We start from the raw sequence: 21,348 nt of genomic DNA, 5'->3' as shown, positions 1-21,348 counted from the left end.
GCCTTTTCACGCCGAATTACAGGCTTCGGCCGAATTGAATGACAGAACGGAATCCAAAAGCCAATACCGCTCACTCGTTAGAGTGAAGGAAACTCAGCAGGACATAATTCGGTCCGCCAGGCGAAACGCCACCGTTACGGTTACCCGGTGCCCGAACTCGCCCGTGCCCGCATCGCAGCCGTCGCTGCCCACTTGCCGACCCGCTACCGAACCATGGACGAGATCCGAGAGAAGATCGCGAAGAGCGGTACCTACGCACCGCCACCTGGCCTACTCGAAGATCTCACCGGAGTGCGCGGCGTCCATGTGCGAGGGGACGGCGAGAACGCCTCGGACCTTGCCGTAGCCGCCGCCCGTAACGCACTCGACGAGGCGGGCCTACGGATCGGCGACATCGAGCTGCTGTTGTTCGCCGCTACCGCCGCAGACCTGATCGAGCCCGCCACGTCACATCTGGTGGCCGCCAAGATGGGCGCCACCTGCCCGGTCTTCGACGTGAAGAACGCCTGCAACAGCGTCCTCAACGCCATGGAGACGGCCGCCTCGTTCATCGAGACCGGCCGCTACCGCACCGTCCTCATCGTCTGCGGAGAGACCGGCTCCCTGGTGACACGCTGGAACGTCCCCGACCGGCAGGCACTGCTCAGAGCCCTGCCCGGCTACACCGCGTCCGATGCCGGTGCCGCGATGGTGCTCACCGCCGGGCCCGCAGATGAGGGCAGCCCCGGCATCATCGCGATGCGATTCGTCAGCAACTCCGCCGCCTGGGAAGCCTGCACCGTGTCAGGCGGAGGCACCATGCACCAGCGCTCCGTCGACGACGACCACACCACACTGCGTCTGAACGGGGATCTCGGCCGGGCATTGCTCGATGTACTTCCCGAGACCCTGGCCGTCGCCGACGACGAACTCGCCGCAGCACGCGCCGGGGCCTTCGTCGCCTTCCACCAGATCGCCATGCCGCAGTACCGTCAGATGCTCGACGCGTTCTCCCTGCCCGAGACCCTGTGCATGCCCGCGGTGGCCGAGCACGGCAACTGCGCGGCGGCCTCGCTCCCTCTGCAGCTGGTCAAGGCGCGGGAGGCCGACCGCGTCGAGGACGGGGACATCGTCGCGATGCTCGGTGTGGCCAGCGGCTTCAGTTTCGGTCTGGCCCTCGTCCGATGGTGAGCACACAGACCGGCCGCGCCCCGGCACTCACCGCGACGGAGCGCGAAGCGGAGCTGGAACGGCTGATGCCGGGCTACCCCGCGCCCCAGCACTGGCGGCGCGTGCCGGCCACCGGACAGCATTACCTCGACCTCGGCTCCGGGGAGCCGGCACTGTTCCTGCACGGCAATCCGTCATGGAGCTACGCGTGGCGCAAACTGGTCGACCGGCTCTCCCCGCACGCCCGTTGCCTGGCGCCGGATATGCCCGGCTTCGGTCTATCCCGGCATTTGAGGCCGCCCGCCGGCGTCTCCGACCCCTACGAGGTCCAGCTGAAACACCTGGACCTCCTCTACCAGCACCTGGTACAGGACGAGGGGGTGCCCGAGCGGGGCTGGACGCTCGTACTGCACGACTGGGGCGGTCCGCTCGGCACCGCCTGGGCTGCGCGGCACCCCGGGGTCGTGGCCCGTCTGGTCATGTGCAACACCGTGGCCTTCCCCTGGCCCAGCAACTTCCGGCTGCCCTTCTACCTGCGCTGGATCCGCGACCATCCACTGGTGGCCGACGTCGTGCACCTCACCAACGGCTTCGCGCGCACCGCTGTGCACGCAGGAGTGCACCAGCCACTGCGTCCGGCGGAGCGCCGCGCCTACCTCCGGCCCGTCGCCCGGCGTGCCGAGCGACGAGCGGTCACCGACGCCGTCCGCGCCATCCCGCGTGACAACACCGATCCCGTATGGCAGCTGCTCGAACCTGCCGGCAACGACCCCGGTCCGACCGCACTGCCCATGCTCATCGGCTGGGGCATGCGCGATCCGGTGTTCACCCCCGCGCTGCTGGAGGAGTGGGCCCGGCGCTGTCCCCACGCAGCTGTCCATCGGTTCCCCGAGGCCGGACATTTCGTGATGGAAGACGCCGCAGACGAACTCGGTGACCGCATCCGTGACTTTCTGCAAGGAACCCGATGACCGTGACCGCTCCAGGCGTCATCGCCCGCCTGGCCGACCAGCCCGACGCCCCCGCGCTCATCCGCTGCCACAAGGGGACCTCCCGGACGACCAGCCGCGGCCACCTGGTGAAGGCGTGCCACAGTCTCGTCCAAGCCCTGCACCAGGCCGGTGTCCGGCCCGGCCACAAGGCCGTGGTGATGACTCGCGACGCGTACGACCTCACCACCGTCGTCTACGCCCTGTGCTCCCTCGGTGCCGTACCCGTACTGATCGAGCCACGCTCCGAGGTGCGCCGCTGTCTGCAGGACATCGCACCAGACGTCTTCATCGGCGAACCGCTGGCTCAGCTCGGGCGGCAGGTCCTGGGGTGGGGCCGCCCCCACGTCCGCATCCCCCTGGTCACCGGCCGGCTCATGCTCGCTCCTGGCCGACGCCTGGCGACCAGGGCCCCAGACGGCAGTCTCCCGGCGCTGCAACCGCAGGACCCTGACGGTGACGAGCTGGCCATCATCGCCTTCACGTCCGGTTCCACCGGACGCCCCAAGGGCGCGGAATACCGCTACGCCACCCTGGCGGGACAGCTCGACGCGCTGACCACGCTGCTGGATCCCCGGCCCGAAGACGTACTTCTCGCCGGGTTCCTTCCGGTCACAATGCTCGGCCCGCTCCTGGGCCTGACGACGCTCACCCCGGCCGTGAACCACCTGTCCCCCGCACGGACTTCGCCGAAGGAACTCGTCGAGCCGATCCTGCGGCACCGAGTCACCAAGATCATCGCCTCACCCGCCGTGCTCACCCTGATCGCCGGTCACTGCGTCCGCCACGGCATCGCCCTGCCCTCGGTCCGGCAGATCCTGTCCTTCGGGGCCCCACTACGCCTCCACCTCGCCGAAGCGCTGCGTAAGGCCGTGCCGGACGCCGCCGAGATCCTCAGCGTCTACGGCGCCACCGAATGCCTGCCCGTCTCCGCGATCGACGACCACGACCTACGGACCGCACACATCCAGCCGCCCGCCGGGCAGGCCGGTACGTGTCTGGGCCAGCCACTGCCCGGCAACCATCCCCGAATCCTGGACGCGGATCACACCGGACTCGGCGAGATCGCGGTCTGCGGCCCCACCGTCAGCCCCGCCTACCACGCCCGTCCTGACGCGGACGCCGCCACGAAAAGCGTCATCAGTGAGGGCGTACTGCACCGCACCGGAGATCTCGGCCGGCTCGACGAGCAGGGCCGACTGTGGTTCGTCGGCAGAAAGGCCCACCTGGTCACCGGTACCGGCTTCACCATGACCACCGAGGACATCGAGACCGCGGCCGACACCGCTCCCGGCATTCGCCGCACCGCTCTGGTCGGCGTCGGCACAGCCGTATGCCAAGTGCCCGTCCTGTGTGTGGAGCCCCTGCCCTCGACTTCCCGTGCCGCAGCCCTGGCAGCCGTACGCACCGCCCTGGAAGGTCATCCGGAAGGGCACCGCATCGACGTCATGCTCCTGCATCCCGGATTCCCCACCGATCCCCGGCACAACTCCAAGATCGACCGTTCACAGCTGGCCGGCTGGGCCGCCAAGCGCCTGCGCGGGAGGACGCTATGAAGGTGCTGGTCACCGGAGGAAGCGGATTTCTGGGGCTGGAGATCTGCCGCCAGCTGACAGCACGTGGCATCGCCACGTCCTCCCTCAACCGCCGCCCCAGCGCTGCTCTGGAACATCTGGGAGTCCCCCAGCACCTGGGTGATCTCGCCGATGCGAGCGCCGTCTCCCGCGCGGTCGCCGGGTGTGACGCCGTCATTCACAACGCCGCTCTGGCCGGGGTCAGCGGCCCGATGCGGCTCTACCGGGCCACCAACGTCGTCGGCACCCGCAACGTCATCGCGCAGTGCCGTGCCCACCAGGTGAGCACACTCGTCCACACCTCGACCGCCAGTGTCGCCTTCCGGCCCGGTGGCCTGGAGGGCGTCTCCGAGGACCTCCCTCTCCCTCCCGGTCACTTGGCCGCCTATCCGCAGGCCAAAGCCACGGCCGAAGCCCTGGTCCTCGCGGCCCACAGTCCGCAACTGGCCACGGTCTCACTGCGTCCGCACATCATCTGGGGCCCGGGCGACCCCCACTTCGCCCCCGCCCTCGCCCGCGCCGTACGGGCCGGCCGCCTGCTGATGCCCGGCGACGGCAGCAATCTCGTCGACACCACCCATCTCCGCACCGCCGCCCACGCCCACCTCCTCGCCCTGGACCACCTGCAGCGGTCACCCGGGGCCGGCGGCCGTGCCTACTTCATCAGCCAGGACGACCCACGCCCCTTACGCGAGATCGCCCACCACTTCCTGCGGGCCGCAGGCATCAACGCCCCCTGGTGCTCCGTCCCTCCACATCTGGCGACAGCCGCGGCTGCTGTCAGCGACACATACCTGAGCATGGTCCGCAGCTCGCGCACTCTGGCACTGAGCCGCTTCCTGGTGGCGGAACTGTTGCAACCGCACTACTTCGACCTCACCGCAGCGCGCCGCGATCTGTCCTTCGAACCGCCGATCGGATTTGAGGCCGGCATCGCGGAACTCACCCGGACCGCCCTGTCCACCTCCGACGACTGCAAGGACACACCGTGCCCGAAACCTACGACACCGTCCGTTCCGTCCTGATCAGCTCCTTCCGCGTCCCGGATGAGGACATTGACCCGCAGGCCACGCTGGAGCAACTGGGCCTGGACTCCTTGGCCCGGGCAGAGATGGTGCTCATCCTGCACGAACGCCTCGCGGTCAAGATCAGCAGCGAGTACACCGCCCCCGGCAGGACCGTGGCCGAGGTCGTCATCCACCTCGACGCGCTGCGCGCGGCCGGCCCGAGGACTGTGGCGCCTTCATGACAGCACCCGTCGCCGTCACCGGTCTCGGCCTGATCACCCCGGCCGGAGGAGACGTCGAATCCACCTGGAGCGCGGTCTGTCACGGCGTGAGCACCGCGACCCCCGACCCCGCGCTCACCGGCCTGCCCGTGGACTTCTCCTGCCGTGTGCGTGACGCGTCCGACGCTCTGGACCAACGCATCGGACGCGCCGCATGGCGGATGCCGAGGAACACGAAACTCGCGGTACTGGCCGCCCGCGAGGCGGTACATGACGCCGGCCTCGATCCCAGCACCTGGAACGCCGACCGGGTCGCAGTCGTCATCGGTTGCGGACTCGGAGCAAGCGCGGTGCACGAAGAACAGGCCAGGCGCCTGGCGGAAATGGGCGCCGACATGGTCTCGGCGCTCACCATCCCCCAGGTCCTCCTGAACATGGCGGCCGGCGAGGTCTCCATCGACCTCAAGGCCCACGGCCCCAGCCTCGCCCCGGCCACCGCCTGCGCCTCCGGCGCCACCGCCATCGCCGTGGCCCGCGACCTTCTTGCCTCCGGCCAGTGCGACATCGCGGTGGCCGGAGGCACAGAAGCGGCGATCAGCCGCCTGGTGACCACCGGTTTCTGGCGCCTGGGCGCTCTGTCCTCTCGTACCGACGCGGTCACTGAGGCATCCCGGCCCTTCGCCGCCGACCGGGACGGTTTCGTCCTGGGGGAGGGCGCAGGCATCCTCGTTCTGGAACGCGAGGAGCACGCCGCAGCCCGCGGCGCCCGCTCCCGCGCCCGGCTGGTCGGCTGCGGCAGCACCTCGGACGCCCACCACCCCACCGCTCCGGACCCAGGAGCCAACGGCGCCGAGTCAGCCCTGCGCACCGCGCTGGCACAGGCGGGGCTGGCCACACACGAGGTCAACCACGTCAACGCGCACGGCACTTCCACCTCGCTCAACGACGCCGGGGAGGCGGCGCTGATCACCCGCCTGCTGGCCCACCGCCCCAGCGTCACTGCGCCCAAGGGTGTGCTCGGCCACAGCCTGGGCGCGGCAGGAGCCGTCGAGGCGGCGCTGACCGTGCTAGCCGTCGAGCACCGCACAGTGCCACCGATCGCTAACCTGCACGCTCCGGCACTGGAGTTCGACATCGACTGTGTCACCGAACGACCACGTCAGCAGGACATCCGAGTTGCCGTCAGCCATTCCTTCGGCTTCGGCGGCCACAACGTCGTCCTCGCTCTGACCAGAGCTTCCTGACCGACTCGAGCGGTGCTGCCGAAGGCCCGGCCGGAGAAGGAGGCAACGGCATGAGCATTTTCGCTCCTCCTCCGCGTCGGCCGTGACCCCGAGGGTTCCTGATCGTTCTGTAGCCGGGCCAGCCTTTCCTGCCTGGCCAGACATCGCCCTTCCCCTAAGGAGCGCCCCCCGCCATGATCTCCTCGCGTATCGTCCAGCGCGTTGCTCTCTCCGCAGCAATCATGTCCGCCTCCGCACTGACCATGCCCGCCTCCGCGCAGGCGGCCGAGCTGCCGCCCGCCTGTCAGACGGCGCTCCTCGAAACGCTCGACAAGTTCCCGGTCGTGGACTTCACGGTGCCGGAAAAGGTCCAGAACACTGTGCTGGTCGAGGTTCTCAACCTGAACGAAGCGGATCAGGCCGCGTTCACGGAGTCGGCATGCTCGGCCTGGAACAACTGGGCCACCACGAACGGCAAGGCCGTGGCCGGCGACCTGGACACCCGCTACCGGAACGCCGCCGGACCGGTGTGCAACAAGTTCGCCCGGTCCGCCCTCGCGACCATCAAGAAGTACGCACCCAACATCCCCGCCGAGACCCGGGAGCTGGAGAAGGTCGCCAAGCAGGTCTGGGCCACATCCATGCAGAAGCTGGCGGACCAGGCCACCAACGCCGACTGCAAGCAGGCTTACAACGTGGTGAAGGTCGGCTGGTAGAGGGCCGCCCCTCGATGCGGGCCCGACAGAGGGCCGTACTGTATTCGGCCTGACGGACTGGACGATCACGCCTGACACTCCCTGCGGTCGCCCGCTCCGGCCCAGCCGGTCACCTACGGATAGTCAGCTGGCCGAGCCACCATTGACCGGCCGGAGAACCGCGGCACACACCCGAGCTCGGACGGTGCTGCGAGGACCTGGACGATCGGTGCCACGACTACACCCGGTGTACGAGTGGGTGATGGGTGACCCGCTGGTCTCGACCCTGGTAGGGGCCAGGACGGCTGGAGGGGCGCAGGTGGGCGGGTACCTCAGTCCAGGAGCACGGTGAGGCCGCAGTGACTGTGGGCCTACCGTGTCGAGGCAGGTTCCGACGCGGCCGTTGCGGGGCCCGGAGGTCCTTGTCTCAGCGAATGTCGGTTGTGTTCTCTCGAAAGGGGCCCTTGTGCACTCGCGTCACCGCCGTTCTCGGTCATCTGCTCCCCGGGGGGCCTACAGCTGGACCGGGTTCGCAGGCTGCATGACGCTCGGAGTGGTCTGCGCGATGTCTTTGGCGTGGGCAGGCGCGGCTGCCGGTGTGCCGGTGTCGTTCGCGGTGTCCGGTACCGCGTTCAAGGTGTCTGCGAGCCGGCTGGAGGGCGAGGGGTTCGTGCAGTACGCGTCGATGGACACAGACCGGGCGGGCAAGGGCCGACCGGTGGCTGTCACTGCGATCCGTTCGGCTTCCTTGCGGGATCTGTGTCAGTCCGTGGTCACGCCCACTCCGTTGGGCGCGGTGACACTGCGCGTCGAAGCCGGTGAGGAAAGTCCTGTGCGCATCGACGACCTGGTGATTGACCTCGAACGGATGCGAGGGGAGATCACGTTCAGTGATCTGGAGCTGGGGCGGGATGCTGCGGACAGTCGGGTACCGAGCGCCGGGGGGCCGGCCGGCACGTACAGCCAACAGGCCTCCGGTCTGGTCATTCGAAACTTGCGGCAGCAGACGAGTTCGATGACCGCCGGGATGTTCCAGCTGACCGGAATGCACTTGTCGGTTCGTGTCGGGCGGGACGAATGCTTCTGACCGGCCATCGGCGCCCTGGTTCTGGCCAGGCGCGGCCATGGACCCCAGCGGTGCTGGCCCTCGCGGCCGCTGCCACCGTCGTGGTGGTGCCACTGGTGCACCTGCCGTTCCTGGCTCTGCAGCAGACCTGGGGGGTATTGCCGGTACTGACTGCCGCAGGATGGGCCACCCTGGCCATCCGGTTGCTGCGGCGGCCGCAGCACAGCCGCACGACCGGTGTGTGGATCATGACCGTGTCGTTGCTGTCATGGTTCACCGCTACGTTCGGCGGCTTGGGTGTGGGCCTGCTGCTGGGGCTGACGGCTGGCTCCCTTGCCGTGGCCCGTCGCCCCCGCCCGGGCACGGCCGGATGACGCTGCAACAGGCCTTGGCCGCTGGGGCGGTCATGGCCTTGGCGCCGTGCTGGACGGGCATTGCTGCCGGGGACAGTTCCGCAGGGGTGAAGAGGGAGCCTACGGCTTCCAGCCCTGATCGGGTCGCCCGAGATGCCGTACTGGGTCCTGTCTGCGACGAAGAGGTCCGGCAGGGTGGTTTGGCGGATGGGCGTGCGATCGACGCCTCCCGTCGCTTGCTGCGTTGTCTGAGCGCCGTGCTGAAAGTGCGGCCGACCAGGGTGCGCAGCACAGGGCGCGAGGGGGCATCGCTTGTGGCCCGGCGTCTGGTGCTTGAGGGGCTGCGCATCGAGGGAGCGTTCAATCGGGGCGAGGCGGTGGTGCACTGCCGTGCTGAGCGGGTCTGGGTGGAGGGGGCGCTCCTGCGCTTACCTGGTGAGACCGCTGGAGCGTCCACTAGTGTGCGGGCGTCCCGGATGGTACTGGGCGGCCCGGTGGAGCTGGTCGCCCGGCAGGTGGAGGGGCGTTTGCTGGGAATGCCGCCGGTGGTGCTGAGCGGCCCGGCCCGGACCTCCGCGCCCGTTCCGGCATGGGCGGTGCCGTGGATGGAGCTCACTGAAGTGCGGATTTCGGGGTTGGTCCTGCACACGAAAAGAGCGCGCATTTCGCCTGCTGACCTCCGAGCGGGCCATCGGTACTGAGCTTTTCAAGGTGGGGTCGGTGGGTTGATGGCCAGTTTTGTGGCGGTGAGACAGGCGTCGATGAGGCGGGGCCGGAGTTGGATCCTGCGTAGCTCGCTGCGGAGCTTGCGGTCGAGGTCGTCGGGTGTGGTGAAGGCGGTGTTGGTCAATTGCTCTGCGCACGAGTGACCAGACAGTCTCGACGGGATTCAGGTCGGGTGCGTACGGCGGAAGCCGGACGGTGGTAAGCCAGTCGTGTTCGGCCTCGTACCGCTTCAGCCCCGCGGCCAGGTGGGTTTTGAGGTTGTCCCAGACGACCACGATCGGTCCATCGAGCTGGATGTGTGCCCGCACCAGGAGGTTGCGATAGTCCTGCCAGGAGAAGCTCTTGCGGGCGCCCTTGAGCAGGAGGTGCGTGCGGGGCCGGTGGATGAGACGGCTCTTCTCGCCGGCCTTGTAGCAACACAGCGCGGCGACCGAGGTCCGGCGGCGGGACCTGCCACGCACGCGGATGACGGGGGTGTGTCCGCGCCGGCCCCAGGTGCGGGCACGGGGCGGCGTCATCGAGAAGCCGGCCTCGTCCTCGAAGACGATCCAGGCCCCAGAGGCCGCCGCGAGCCTTTTACCCGGGGCCACACCTCCCTCTTCCACAACTCCACCGCGTGCTCGTCACGCTCCAGTGCTCTGCGTGCGGGCGCCTGCCAGGACCAACCGTGCCATTTCAGCAGCCGCCACACCGTCGCCACCGACAGGCACACCCGCAGCCGACGGCGGATCACCACCTGGACCCGGACCAGGGTCCAGCGTTCGTCTTCGAAACCGTGCGCCGACGGGCCTTTGCCGAGTTCCTCCTCCAGCACGGCGAACTGGGCATCGGTGATGATCGGTGAGTTCGCCGGACCCGCGGAACGCAGGCCCTCCATGCCGCCCTCGCGCCAGGCACGGCGCCAGCGTTCCACCGACCGCACGCTCACTCGCAAGTCCTTCGCGATCACCGAGGTTTTCTCACCCGCCGCGAACCGCTGCCCGGCCTGAAGCCGGATCTCCTCACGAAACGCCCGACGCTCAGCAGTCAGGCCCCCACCCTCCGAATACCTCACCCCATCGGCATACCGCAGGGATCATGAACCGTCACCACCCGACGACAACACGAAAACCTCAGTAACACACAGTCGCCGCCGAGATCCTCGCCCGACCCGGTGGGACCACGTCACGCGCTACCCTCGACCGAGGAGCCCTTGGTGCTTCTGGGGTGGGCTTTGGCGATGCGCGAGAGCAGGTGGAGCCCGCCGACGCTGTCGGAGACGTTGGGCGCGGTGCCCCAGCCCGCGAGAAGGAGGCCGAGGGCGGCGACGCCGATATGGCGCTTGCGGCCCCCGATCTTTTTTGAGTGGTGTTGCCGACAGCGGCTTTGGCCCGGACTCCGCCCACACCTTGCAGTCGTTGCGGTTGCCTGGCAAAGGCTGGCCGACCACGACGACCAGGCGGCTGTCGGCATCGATGACGACCTGATGGTTGGTGGAGTACCGGTAGTTCTTCGACTGCTCAGCAACTGTGTGATCGCGTGTGGGCACGAGGGTGCCGTCGACGATCAGGACGGTGTCCTTGGCGAAGCGGCGTCGGGGCCGCAGGGCCAGCAGCGGGCCGAGATGGTCGATGATGCGGCCGGCTGCGGACTTGGAGACGCCGAAGAGCGGAGCGAGCTGCCGCATGGTCAGATTCGTACGCCAGTAGGTCGCTACCAGCAGAATGCGATCCGACAGCTGCAGACTCCAGGGGTGTCCCCGCCGCACTTCGTCGGCACCCTCACGCCGCAACGCGGATACCAGCTTGCTGAAGCAGCGCGGGCTCATTTCCGTGAACGGCACTATCCATGACGGCTCCGACGCAGTGATCACACCCAACATGGCAGGATCATCCACTAGCCGGAGCCCTACCGGGCTTGCGTCAAAGATCGGGGATCAGGCCGGGCTCGACGCCAAGCGCCACCACGTCCTTGCGGACTGCCGTCACGAACTGCGCGATCTCCGACACGAGCACATCCCAGCCAACTGGCGAGGTCCACGAGCCTGGCTCGGAGACAGAGCCGACCCGCCATCCCTCGACAGACCCTACGATCCGCACCTCGCCCACGTCGGCGTAAGACATCGAGTCGAACTCGAAGTCATCGCGGTCGCCGTCCAGCTGGCCCAGCCAACCCACGAGGTCGCGCGCCAGTTCAGCCACCGGAAACAGCCCCTCCGCCATCACCACCCGGCTGCCATCCCGGATGACCAAGTCGGCTTCGATGTCCACGAGCAGCACCTCGAGAGGCGCCGTTTCAGGACGGAGGCCACGGCGGTACAGATCCGGAATACCCACGTTTTGGTACGCGAAATTCACTGCCATTTGGCCCTCTCTGAAGTCCAAGGGCCTGCAGATCCGCCAGCCACCCAACGCACGAATCCTACCAAGCTGCCCAGTAGAGCTCGCTATAGGAAAGCGGGACAGCCCTTACGAGCTGGTGCGTGATTGCGGGTGAGGTGTTCTTGCTGGTGGATGGCATGATCCGACTGTGGCGATCATGGTCAGTCGGACGGTTCTCGCTCATCAGGTGTTCACGGGGGTCTCCCGGGGGCATCTCGAGTTTCTGGTAGAGGAGTTGGCCGGCCCGTGGCACGCCGTGGTCGAGGGGCGTCGTCACGAAGCTCGCGGCGGGGCCAGGAAGCGCGAGGCAGGAGCCGGTGCCCGGCATCGGCTGGTGTTCGTCGAACGGCTCTTGGCCACGCTGATTCACATGCGGCACGATTTGCCGCATGCGGCGTTGGGGCTGTTGTTCGGCGTTGACCGCTCCACCATTACCCGTGCGATCGGCGAGATACGAGGGCTGCTGGCCGAGCGCGGATGCGCGGTCCCAGACCGGCCCGGCCTGCGGCTGCGGACCCTGGCGGATGTGTCGCATACGCCCAGGCCGAAGGCATCGAGCTGCGGCTGGACGCCACCGAGGTTCAAGTCCGCCGACCACCGGCCAGCCGCGGCGGACGCCGTGCTTTCATCTCGGGCAAAAAGAAGCAGAACACGATGAAGGCCACCGTCGTCGCCGACCATCAGGGCCGCACGCTCTGGACCGATGCCCTGCGACCAGGGCGGATGCATGACGCGACCGCCGCACGCAACGAAGGCATCGGTACCTGTTTCCAGCACTTTCGCGACGTGGAAGTCCTCCTGGACGACGGCTACCTTGGACTCCGTCGCGACCATCCCGGCCAAGCGGTGACACCGCCCAGGAAGGGAAACAAGATCAGCCCACCCGAGGTCCTCGAAGCCCGCCTACGAGCCCGACACCGGCACTCCTCAAAGCGCATCACCGTCGAGCACGCCCTCGCCGACCATAAACGCTGGAAGCAACTGGTCCGCTGGACCCACCGTCGAGAGAACCTGCCCGCCACCTACCGGGCCATCGCCGGCCTCGTCTCCGACCGCAACACCAGCGACTGACACAAACCCCCCGGTCAGGCACCCATGTGTCCAACGCAGTAACGCACCAGCTCGTTACTGATCGTTTCAGAATGAGATCGGTGTGGTGGCTTGGCAGTTGGATGCTGGGTCGGCAGGATCTGGCGGGTGTCTGCTGAGCTTGTGCCTGATGACCTGTGGGAACGCATAGCCCCGCTGCTGCCGGTTCGACCACCTTGACGGCATCGGTATCCCGGGCGGTTGCCGACTGATGACCGTGCTGCTCTGCGGGGCATCGTGTACGTGCTGCGCAAGGGTGTGAGCTGGCGGGACGTTCCCGCGGAGCTGGTGGGCTGCAGTGGGGTGACGGCCTGGCGGCGTCTGCGGGACTGGACCGAGGCCGGAGTGTGGTCCCGCCTGCATGAGGTTCTCCTGGCGGAACTGCGTAAAGAGGGCCTGCTGGAGATGGACGACGCTGCGATCGACGGCTCGCACGTCAGGGCCCTCAAAGACATCTCAGGGGGATAAGAAGTCAAGAGGGGTCACGAGTCTTGATCGCTACCGAGGCCGCTGATTGGCTGGCCAACATGAATGATCTCGGACCCGTTGCGTGGCCGCCTGCACCGATCAAGACCGAGAGGCTCGTGCTGCGTGAGCCCGAGGCCAGGGACCGTGCGGCGTTCATCGAGCTGCACGCCTCGCCGGAGGTGCACACCTACCTCGGCGGCCCCCGCCCGCGTGACGAGCTTGAGGGCGAGATGCCCGAGGTGCCCGGGCGGCAGTCCGGGAGTTTCGTCGTCGATCTCGAAGGGGCGATGATAGGCCAGATCCTGCTCAGGAGAGCAACGGAGCACCTTTGCCCCACTGCCGTGGGGAAAGTCGATCTCGGCTACCTGTTCCTGCCGCAGGCGTGGGGATTCGGGTATGCGGCCGAGGCGTGCGCGGCGGCACTGGGCTGGCTCGAAGACGTCCTTCCGGGTGAGCCGGTCGTGCTCGCCACCCAGACCGCCAACGTCCGTTCGATGCGCCTCGCGACAAAGCTGGGGTTCACCGAAGCGGAGAGGTTCCGGGCCTGGGACGCTGATCAGTGGCTCGGGCTGCGGGCTCCGGTCACGCCGTCTGATTGAGTTCGCGCTCGACAGCGTGGCTCTGTCGAAGTGCCGTTGTTTTCGTCGAGGAAGTTGGTCGGGTTGGCGGGTCATGCAGGCGCTGGAAGGAGCGGTGCGAAGGCCTGCTGTTCGTCGAAAGGCTGCTGAGTCTTGAGACAGTGGTGGAGCTGTCCGAGGAAGCGGTTCAGCAGGTGCCGTTGTGCGGCGGCATGCCAGTCTCCGTGCTCGCGTCGGCGTCGGTAGTGCGCGTTCGCTCCCGGTGAGGCGGTGAGGGCGGCGAAGGCCCAGAGGAAGCCGGCGTTAATCAGGCGGTTGTTCTTGACGAACCGGCGGCCGACGAAGCGCTTCTTGCCGGAGGCCCGGGTGATGGGTGCGGATCCGGCGTACGACTTCAGCGCCCGGGCGTCGGCGAACCGTGCCCGGTCGTCGCCCAGCTCTGCGAGCACACGGGCACCGAGTATGGGCCCCAGGCCGGGGAAGCTGAGCAGGATCTCGCTGTTGGCGTGCTGGTGAAAGGCGGCTGTGGCCGCCTCCGCGAGATCGTCCGCGGCCTGGCAGGTGGCGTCCAGCTGCTTGAGCAGGGCCAGGAGCTGGTGGCCGAAGGCATTCTGGACGCAGGGGAGCTGGTGGGCGTACTCGGCGCGGAAGACGGCCCGCAGCCGCTCGGCTTCCGCGTCGCAGCCGCGGAGGCGGCCACTGCGTTTGAGGGCGCTCCGCAACTGGGTGAGGGTGAGCTTCGCGGCCTTGGGGCGGGGTCGGGGCCAGAGTGAGGATGACGCGGGCGTCAGCCCTGGTCAGACCGCCTTGCTTGCCCTGGCTGGGCGCGTGGTGACGGCCAGCATTGCGGCAACCAGCCAAACCGGATCGGTGGAGGCTGGGGACGGTCAGGCGTTCTCCGTCCGAATCATGCGCCGCAGGCTGGATCGAGCCGCCGTAAGATCCTCCTCGGCCTCGGCCAGCCGCTCCTCCAGCCCGGCCTTCTCCCGCCGCAGTGCGTCCCGGTCGGCGCGTCGATAGCCAGGCCGCAGGACAAGAGCTTAATCCGCCAGTTGGCGAACGACGATCCAGTATTCGTCGTCTTCCTCGGTCACCGCGCACAGGTAGTTTCCGTCCGCTGACAGGCTCAGAAATTCTGGCGACCCGGTTACTGCTGCGATACGGGATGGAAGAGGAATATTCGTGGCGCCTCTCACTCGAACCCATCCGATGGTGGCGCCCCCACCTCCTGGCGGCAAAATGAAAAATTCTCCGACTTCTGTATTGGTAAGTCGATCGGAAGTCTCGGTCTGCCAACGGCGGTCAACCTCATCGAGTGCAGCCGGTCCTTCCATTTCGATGCTGCTGCTTGGCTCCACCTCTACCCCGGTCACGTAATGAATGGCTGTGACGGGCATGGGGGCCGAAACTGGGGGCTTCCCTTCCAATACAGTCAAGGAGCAGGCATGGAGAATTTCTCGCCAATCCCGGGTGATTTCTTCAGGCATTTCTATTCCTACTTTTTTCAGATGGTGAGCTGTCTAGTTTTCTTCATAGAAGAAGTGATGATCGCCTCCGGGCTTATTTATCTTTGCATACCGCTCCATGTCCTGTGGGTATCCGAACTTTCCGTCGGGGCGCTGTACTCTGCTGTTGTCCCAGCCGAAATTCACCAGGCTGCGAGTATCGTCGATTTTTGGTTTTCCTGCGTGGAAATGTGTACCAGCTGGATCGGAAATGTGTTCAACGACGACGCGAGACCCTTGCGGTGTTTCAAATTGTCGGAAATTACCCCAATGGCTTTCATCTTTCGCGTATGTATACCCGGGAACATGCTTCAGATTCTTGTCTCCAGTGACCGTCCATTCGGCGATGGGTGTCTCACCATAGGGCACCCCTGCAGCTTCGAACGCTGCTTTCTCTGCGTCCCCTCTCTTCTTGAATGGGTTGCTCGCCTCACCCTTCGGTGGACAGGGTGAGAGGCCGAGAGGGTCAGAGGAGGTGCGCGGATCAGATACGTAGGTTGACGGGTTGGGTGCTGGCGCGAGCCCCAGGGGGTCGGTGGTGAGGTACCTGGCCGTTTCGGGATCGTAGACGCGGAAGTAGTTGTAGTGCAGGCCGGTTTCAAGGTCGAAGTACTGACCGGGAAAGCGGAGCGGGGTGTAGGTCGTGCTGTCTGTGGACCAGGCGGTTATGCCCCATAGTGTGCTGCGTGTGCGCCAAGAGAGAGCGCCCGACTCGTCGACAAGTTCTGTCGGAGTTCCGACAATATCTGTGACAATGGCGAAGAAACGCTCATCGATCACATCCTGAGGTGCGGCCGCTGAGTAAACCCTTTCCGTTTGCGTCAGCGGTCGAAATCCGTCGTAATCCCAGGTCAGGACGACCTGTCGAGGTAGGCGTTTGGCGGTGGTGGTCTGTTCACACAGGGTGTTTCCATCCCAGGTGAACGAGATCTCTTCTACCGCGTTTCCGTCGGGGTCCAGTTGTTCTTTCGCGGTGCGGCGGCCCAGGGGGTCGTACGAGTACTTCCATCGACTTCCGTCGGGAGTTGTCGCAGCGATGAGCCTATTCTCGGCATCCCATTCATAGTGCCATGTCTCCGGCTTTTTAGAGATGCGGGATTTCTGGCGGAGGGTAATGCGGCCGAGTTGATCGTGTTCGTAGCGAATGGTGCCGGCATGAGTGATCGCTGTGCCGGTGTAGACACGAGTGCCGACGGCTTCTTCGCTCGACTGTGACGACGGCCAGAAGGCCTCAGTCTGGTTTCCGAGTGCGTCGTAGCTGTAGTGCTCGGTCCAGTTTTTGGCGTGGACGGCGGTGACGCGACCAACCTGGTCGAGGTCAAACTTTTTATGGCCGGACAGTTGGTCAGCGAGGCCTATGAGGTGGCCATCCGCGCGGTAGGTGAAGTCACGGCGTTGAATGCTGCGGGATCCCGGACCGGTGATGTGCTGAGTGGTGAGGCGTCCCAGTGGGTCGTATTGGTAGGCCAGAGTGAGACTGTCGCCGATGTGACGGGTTGTCTCCTGACCTGTTGCGTCGTGTTCGAAGGCAAGAGTGCGGCCGGAAGTGGTGAGGGAGACGCGTCGTCCTGCGGCATCGTAGGACCAGGCACTGGTCACCCCGTTTGGTGTGCGGCGGCCGATTCGCCGACCGAGGGAGTCGTACTCGTATGACATGGTGCGGCCATTGACGGTCTCCGATGTGAGCCGCCCGTGCCGATCACGGAGCCGGCTGAGGGACCCGTCCGGACCGGTCGCTCGGGCCAACTGGTCGAAGACGTCGTATTCGAAGGTGGTGAGCGCCCCTGCGACGTCCTTGCAGATGGTGCGGCCAACGTCGTCCCGTCGAAAGCGAATGATCTGCCCGAGGGCGTCGGTACGGGCGATGAGAAGGCCTGCCGCATCGCGTTCGTAGGCGAGTGCGCGGTCGTCGAAATCAGTCTCCGAGATCAGACCACCTGCCGCGTCGTAGCCGTAGTCCCAGGACCTTCCGTCCGGATTGAGGACCTGTGTGAGGCGGAGCGCAACGTCGTAGGAGAATGCGTAGCGCACTCCGTCCGGCCCGGTGCGGGCTTTCAAGAGGTCGAAGTGGGTGTACTCGAAGGTGGAAACGGCACCCGTGGCATCGGTGTGGCTCGTGCAGTTACCTTCACCGTCGTACGTCCAAGACTCTTCGCTGCCGTCGGCACCGATACGGCGAGCGAGTCTTCCCTCCGTGGACCAGGTGAACCGAGTTACAGCCCCCAGTGCGTTGGCCAGTGACGCCGGGCGGCCGTAGGCATCGCGCTCGTAGCGTGTAATGGCACCCAGAGGGTCAGTGATCTCAACAGGCAGACCGGCCGCATCGCACCGCACTGCTGTGCGATGACCGAGTGCGTCGGTCACGGCAACCGGGTTCCCCGCCTCGTCGTACGTGTAGGTCGTCGAGGCGCCCGAGGCATCGATGACCGACGTACGGTTGCCGCGCTCGTCGTAGGTCTGCCGGGTGACCCTCCCGCCCACGCCCTTGCCCCGCACCATCAAACCCAGGGCGTTGAACTCGGCAGTCATCTCTCGCCCGTCCGGGCGGACCACCGAGGTCAAATGGCCATGCTCGTCATATACGGAGCGGGTGACGCGCCCGAGAGGGTCTGTGACCGACACAAGCCGATGGAAGCGATCGTGCTCGAAGCGGGTGACTGCTCCCAAGGCGTTTATCTCGGCGACGACCTGGGCGCGTTCGTTGATCACGTACCGGGTCGTGTGGCCCCGTCCATCTGTCATGGACGTCATGCGCAGGCCGGTCTCAGGATCGGTGTCGTCCCAGGTGAAGGTGGCCTCCAGATGACCGTCGGTGCCGGTCTGGTAGATGCAGCGGTCATGCTCGTCGTAGACGTACACGTACCGGCTGCCATTGGTGTCCGTCCACGCGGTGATGCGGCCCAGCTCGTCGCAGTCGAAACGCAGGGGCTTGCCTGAAGAGTTGGTGACGGTGGTGAGGTGGCCGTCGGTGTACCCGTAGCGGAGGATCTCCTGGTCGGTGCCGTCGGGGGCGGCGCCTGCCATGTGCAGGGCGGTGACCCTGCCTTCGTGTGTGGTGAGTTTAAGGTGGTAGCCGCCGTGGTGCACGATCGATGTCGGTGCACCTGCCTCGTCGTGCTCGAAGGCGATCCATCGGCCGTTGCGGTCGTCGATCTGGGCCAGGAGCGCCAGGTCTCCGGTGGGCTGGTCGACGAAGTGCCTGACCTGGCCGGTTTCAGGGTCGGTGATGGTATAACCGTCTGCCACCCGGTCCAGAGGCCAGCGTCGGCCGTGGGTAGGCATGACGGGGGCGCCGGGTGCGGGTAGGCGAGCAGACTGCCCTCGTTGCAGGCGAAGACCACGCCTTCCGCGTCGATCTCCAGGCGCTGGTCGACGGTGCTCGACCAGCTGGTGCCGAACCAGCGGCCGGCGCGGTGCGAGGAGTCGAAGACCCGCTCGAAGACCAGGGGCAGTGATCCCGGCAGCACAATGTCCGTCTGCGGGAGCAGCATGCGCCCGGTGGCGACGTCGATCGGGTCGTTGGCGCATTTGACCTTGCTGCATTGCTGCCCGTTGGAGTCGGGGTTCTTCTCGTGGTCTCGGCGGTTCGGGCTCTTGCGGCGTTCTGCGAGGTCCTTCATCCCGGCCCGTAGGCCGCCCTTGATCAGGCCGCCGCCCTTGGTGCCGAAGAGTTCGGGGACGAGTCGGCCGAAAAATTCGGAGGGGTCTCCCTTGGCGGCGTCCCAGGCGCTCTTGAGCGCGCGGTCAGGGTTGGCGGCGGTGGAGACGAGGCCGGCGAGCGTCATGTTGACGCCCTTGTAGTACTCGGCCGGGTGCGTCAGGTTGTATGGGTCCTGGGGATTGACCGAACGGACGAAGTTCACCAGCCCCGCGGTGCCCTTGATCACGCCACCGCCGAAGTGCGCCAGCTCCATGCCCTGGCCGACCCCGTAGTCGATGAGTTCCTGCTTGGCCCGGTCCAGGCCGGTGGGCTCCTTCGGAGCGTGCGCCATCGCAGCCGTGATCGCCCCCTTGGCGGCTTCGGCAGCGTCGTTGCGTGCCCGCCGGGCGTGCTGCAGCATCTCCTGGGCATGCTGGCGCTTGGCTGTGCCCGGGTCGGTGAACTTCCCCGGATGCGGGAGGGGATGGTCGGTGTTACGGACCGCGTTGTACGCCTCCGCCTTCTCCTTGAAAGCGGCCGCCGCAGTTTCGTAGTCCTGCTTGCCCTCCTTGTAGAGGGCGATCGCCTCACCCGCCTTGCCCTGCGCGCTGGTGACCACCCCCGCGAAGGTCTCCAGAGCTTTGGCCGCGTCCTCGAACGCGTCCGCCGCCCGCAACCAGTCGGTGGGCAGCGTCTGGAACTTGGCCCGGAACGCGTCGGCGGCCTCACCCTTCCAGTGACCGGAGTCGAGCTTCTTCATCCCGCTGCCGACGAGATCGAACGCCTTCTGGAAATCCCGGAGATTCTTCACCGCCGCACTGATCTTCTCCGGCCTGCCATGGATCAGCTCGTTCGCTTCCTCGGTCTGACCGAGCTGCTGCTCCCCGACCGCCGCACCCAGCGAGGACGCGGTCTCATCGCCCCAGTCCTCGACCGCATCCGCCCACTCATCGGCACCGACCTTCTCCAGACCCGAGCCGACAATGTCGGTTCCCTTGTCGATGCCCTCGCCGACAACCTCCTTGCCCTTGTCGACGACATTGCCCGCACCGTCGTAGAGGGCGTCGCCCCACTTCCCCCAGTCCACCATCAGCGACTCTCCCCCCACCGCGGCTGCTCAGCCTGATCGATCGTCTCCTGCGACGGATCCAGCTGCTCCCGCAGCCGCTCATCCGCAGCGTCCCGCACCTCCGGGTCCATCAGCCCGTTGCGCTCCATCGAGTCGAGCGCGGCGTCCTCCACGTCGTAGGCGGTGTCCTTCCACGTCTGCTTGACCTCGGCGTGGGCCGCGTCCCACGACTCGCGGCTGTAGTCCTGGTTGTCGTAGGCGGACTGAGTGCTGATCGTGTCCCAGCTCATGCCCTTGACCTCGTCCTCGGACGCATGAGGATTCCCGTTCAGGGAGTTCACGCCGATTTTGATCGAGTCCTTGACGTACTGCTCCTGCTCCGCATATGAACCCGCCGACAAGCCCACCCCGAGAGCGAAGCCGTTCCCCTTCTGCGTCAGGGCCCGCACGCCCCACTCCCAGCGGTAGCAGAACGTCTCGAACTCCGACGTCAGCCCGCCGTGGCCCAACTCCAGCCCCGACAGTGCAAGATCCGAGAACCCCCGGCCCGTCGATGCCTGGCCGATCATGCCGAGCTCCTTCAGCTCCGCATGCGCCAGATCGATCCCCTTCGCGATCTCCGCCAACGCCTCGGGCGGCACCTGAAGATCCGCGTTCTCCCCGCTCACTGCGTCCCCCCGAGATCAACCGCAACCGCGTCCGGCACGATGCCCGCCACCGGCGGGAACAACATTCCGTCCGTACTGCCCGCATCCAGCGCCACCCCAGCCGGCCCCGGCAGCAACGGCACCATCACGTCGAGCAACCTGGCGCCCAGCACGGTCTGATATGTCCACTCCGGCCCGGCCTCACCGCGAGCAAGCGCGAAACGGGCCAATGCCTCCTCATCTGAGAACGCACAAATCCAGCGCACGCCGTTCTGCTCCGCCGACCACAGATCCCCGGCATCATCCAGCGGCACCAGCACCGCCGTTCGCCGGAACTCACCCAGCAACACAGCAAACTCACGCCGCGCTGCCGCCAGACCATCGTCCGGCGTCGCGGCACGGGCTGGGTCTGGTACCTCTCGCGGTGCGGACGGCGCCTGTTTCGCAGGCCAGTCGGCCAAGTCGGCGATCTTTGAACGCTGGGCAGGTCGCTCTGTTATGTCATCCCCGTTATCGAACACGTATCGAATGCTGTCACAGTGCTCTTCCCAAGAGCAACGAGCAAAAGTGGCCAGCCGATTACAATGGCGGCCCCGCCTACGCCGTGACTCGTCCCGCAAGCTCCCAGGCCCACCGTGGCGCTCGGCGGCTGCGGCGAGCGCCACGGGGGGGGCATCCTTGACGAGCGCTGTCAGCGCCGGCGCGGCAGCCATCGCCGAGCGAGTCTTCGGTGGCTGGGCAACGAGAGGTGTGCTCGTACGGCCGCAGAGGCGGATACGCGTGTCGCGACAGTGGTGGCTCGTCTCACCCGTCAGCTGAACCATCCCGGCCGCGCCTCGGTCAGGAGCCGTTGCAGCGACCGCACCGTTGCCCGCAGGTCCTGATCCTTGGCGTCACGCACACCGAGAGCACCTGAAGAGGTCTTCACGGCGAGGATGGTCAGAGTTCGGTCGATGAGACCATGAGCAGGGCGGCTGCCCCAGGTGATG

The 21,348-nt window shown here is 66.7% G+C and carries 15 protein-coding genes and 7 pseudogenes; 12 read left to right on the top strand and 10 right to left on the bottom strand.

The genetic code is table 11. The features are described from left to right. Positions 1-147 precede the first annotated feature (147 nt). The 9 genes from ACHFIV_RS11975 (at position 148) to ACHFIV_RS11935 (ending at position 8,298) form a co-directional block, all read left to right on the top strand. Positions 148-1,170 carry a 3-oxoacyl-ACP synthase III family protein gene (locus tag ACHFIV_RS11975; protein ID WP_398966741.1) on the top strand — a complete coding sequence of 341 codons (1,023 nt, stop codon included), beginning with the start codon at positions 148-150 and terminating at the stop codon, positions 1,168-1,170. Continuing rightward, positions 1,164-2,120, top strand: a complete 957-nt coding sequence (locus ACHFIV_RS11970; RefSeq protein ID WP_398966738.1) for an alpha/beta fold hydrolase — start codon at positions 1,164-1,166, stop codon at positions 2,118-2,120. The genes ACHFIV_RS11975 and ACHFIV_RS11970 overlap by 7 nt, the downstream gene beginning before the upstream one ends. Beyond that, positions 2,117-3,694, top strand: a complete 1,578-nt coding sequence (locus tag ACHFIV_RS11965) for an AMP-binding protein (RefSeq protein WP_398966735.1) — start codon at positions 2,117-2,119, stop codon at positions 3,692-3,694. The genes ACHFIV_RS11970 and ACHFIV_RS11965 overlap by 4 nt, the downstream gene beginning before the upstream one ends. Further along, the gene (locus ACHFIV_RS11960) at positions 3,691-4,737 is read left to right on the top strand and encodes an NAD-dependent epimerase/dehydratase family protein (protein ID WP_398966732.1); all 1,047 of its coding nucleotides are present in this window, start codon (positions 3,691-3,693) and stop codon (positions 4,735-4,737) included. Before ACHFIV_RS11965 ends, ACHFIV_RS11960 begins: the two co-directional genes overlap by 4 nt. Next, positions 4,701-4,961 carry an acyl carrier protein gene (locus ACHFIV_RS11955; RefSeq protein WP_398966729.1) on the top strand — a complete coding sequence of 87 codons (261 nt, stop codon included), beginning with the start codon at positions 4,701-4,703 and terminating at the stop codon, positions 4,959-4,961. The genes ACHFIV_RS11960 and ACHFIV_RS11955 overlap by 37 nt, the downstream gene beginning before the upstream one ends. Then, positions 4,958-6,184 carry a beta-ketoacyl-[acyl-carrier-protein] synthase family protein gene (locus tag ACHFIV_RS11950; protein WP_398966726.1) on the top strand — a complete coding sequence of 409 codons (1,227 nt, stop codon included), beginning with the start codon at positions 4,958-4,960 and terminating at the stop codon, positions 6,182-6,184. The genes ACHFIV_RS11955 and ACHFIV_RS11950 overlap by 4 nt, the downstream gene beginning before the upstream one ends. A 173-nt stretch (positions 6,185-6,357) precedes the next feature. Continuing rightward, on the top strand, positions 6,358-6,879 hold the full coding sequence (locus ACHFIV_RS11945) for a hypothetical protein (protein WP_322985319.1): 522 nt from the start codon (positions 6,358-6,360) through the stop codon (positions 6,877-6,879). Between the two features lie 520 nt (positions 6,880-7,399). Beyond that, entirely contained in the window at positions 7,400-7,945 is a 546-nt protein-coding gene (locus tag ACHFIV_RS11940) for a DUF6230 family protein (RefSeq protein ID WP_398966722.1), read from the top strand. Next, positions 7,936-8,298 (top strand): DUF6114 domain-containing protein, encoded by a 363-nt coding sequence (locus ACHFIV_RS11935; protein WP_398966719.1) that lies wholly within the window; start codon positions 7,936-7,938, stop codon positions 8,296-8,298. Before ACHFIV_RS11940 ends, ACHFIV_RS11935 begins: the two co-directional genes overlap by 10 nt. A 685-nt stretch (positions 8,299-8,983) precedes the next feature. On the opposite strand, the pseudogene ACHFIV_RS33175 reads toward ACHFIV_RS11935, so the two are convergent. From ACHFIV_RS33175 to ACHFIV_RS11910, 4 genes and pseudogenes are all read right to left on the bottom strand, one after another. Beyond that, positions 8,984-10,057, bottom strand: a pseudogene (locus ACHFIV_RS33175) (IS630 family transposase). Positions 10,058-10,194: 137 nt separating this feature from the next. Continuing rightward, a pseudogene (locus ACHFIV_RS11920) lies at positions 10,195-10,344 on the bottom strand (IS5 family transposase); the annotation flags it as partial. 5 nt (positions 10,345-10,349) lie between these two features. After that, positions 10,350-10,864: pseudogene (locus tag ACHFIV_RS11915) on the bottom strand (transposase family protein); the annotation flags it as partial. Between the two features lie 40 nt (positions 10,865-10,904). Beyond that, on the bottom strand, positions 10,905-11,345 hold the full coding sequence (locus tag ACHFIV_RS11910) for a DUF7878 domain-containing protein (RefSeq protein WP_398966714.1): 441 nt from the start codon (positions 11,343-11,345) through the stop codon (positions 10,905-10,907). Positions 11,346-11,520: 175 nt separating this feature from the next. Here ACHFIV_RS11910 and ACHFIV_RS11905 point away from each other — a divergent pair. The 3 genes and pseudogenes from ACHFIV_RS11905 to ACHFIV_RS11895 all read left to right on the top strand — a co-directional run bounded on the left by ACHFIV_RS11905 (position 11,521) and on the right by ACHFIV_RS11895 (position 13,519). Further along, a pseudogene (locus ACHFIV_RS11905) lies at positions 11,521-12,434 on the top strand (transposase). A gap of 126 nt (positions 12,435-12,560) precedes the next feature. Further along, positions 12,561-12,902, top strand: a pseudogene (locus ACHFIV_RS11900) (transposase); the annotation flags it as partial. Positions 12,903-12,979: 77 nt separating this feature from the next. Then, the gene (locus ACHFIV_RS11895; RefSeq protein ID WP_398968168.1) at positions 12,980-13,519 is read left to right on the top strand and encodes a GNAT family N-acetyltransferase; all 540 of its coding nucleotides are present in this window, start codon (positions 12,980-12,982) and stop codon (positions 13,517-13,519) included. A gap of 71 nt (positions 13,520-13,590) precedes the next feature. Here ACHFIV_RS11895 and ACHFIV_RS11890 read toward each other — a convergent pair. The 6 genes and pseudogenes from ACHFIV_RS11890 to ACHFIV_RS11865 form a co-directional block, all read right to left on the bottom strand. After that, a pseudogene (locus tag ACHFIV_RS11890) lies at positions 13,591-14,317 on the bottom strand (transposase); the annotation flags it as partial. 221 nt (positions 14,318-14,538) lie between these two features. Further along, the gene (locus ACHFIV_RS11885) at positions 14,539-14,985 is read right to left on the bottom strand and encodes a hypothetical protein (RefSeq protein ID WP_398966712.1); all 447 of its coding nucleotides are present in this window, start codon (positions 14,983-14,985) and stop codon (positions 14,539-14,541) included. 33 nt (positions 14,986-15,018) lie between these two features. Then, a complete protein-coding gene (locus ACHFIV_RS11880; protein WP_398966709.1) occupies positions 15,019-18,027 on the bottom strand; it encodes an RHS repeat-associated core domain-containing protein in 3,009 nt (1,002 codons plus the stop codon). A 338-nt stretch (positions 18,028-18,365) separates the two neighbouring features. Next, positions 18,366-19,733, bottom strand: a pseudogene (locus tag ACHFIV_RS11875) (putative T7SS-secreted protein); the annotation flags it as partial. Further along, on the bottom strand, positions 19,733-20,380 hold the full coding sequence (locus ACHFIV_RS11870) for a hypothetical protein (RefSeq protein ID WP_398966706.1): 648 nt from the start codon (positions 20,378-20,380) through the stop codon (positions 19,733-19,735). The pseudogene ACHFIV_RS11875 and the gene ACHFIV_RS11870, both read right to left, overlap by 1 nt. After that, a complete protein-coding gene (locus ACHFIV_RS11865) occupies positions 20,377-20,880 on the bottom strand; it encodes an SseB family protein (RefSeq protein WP_398966703.1) in 504 nt (167 codons plus the stop codon). The genes ACHFIV_RS11870 and ACHFIV_RS11865 overlap by 4 nt, the downstream gene beginning before the upstream one ends. Positions 20,881-21,348 lie beyond the last annotated feature (468 nt).

Source organism: Streptomyces sp. ALB3 (assembly GCF_044385685.1).
Taxonomy (GTDB): Bacteria; Actinomycetota; Actinomycetes; order Streptomycetales; family Streptomycetaceae; genus Streptomyces.
This window is presented reverse-complemented; position numbering and strand designations above follow the sequence as displayed.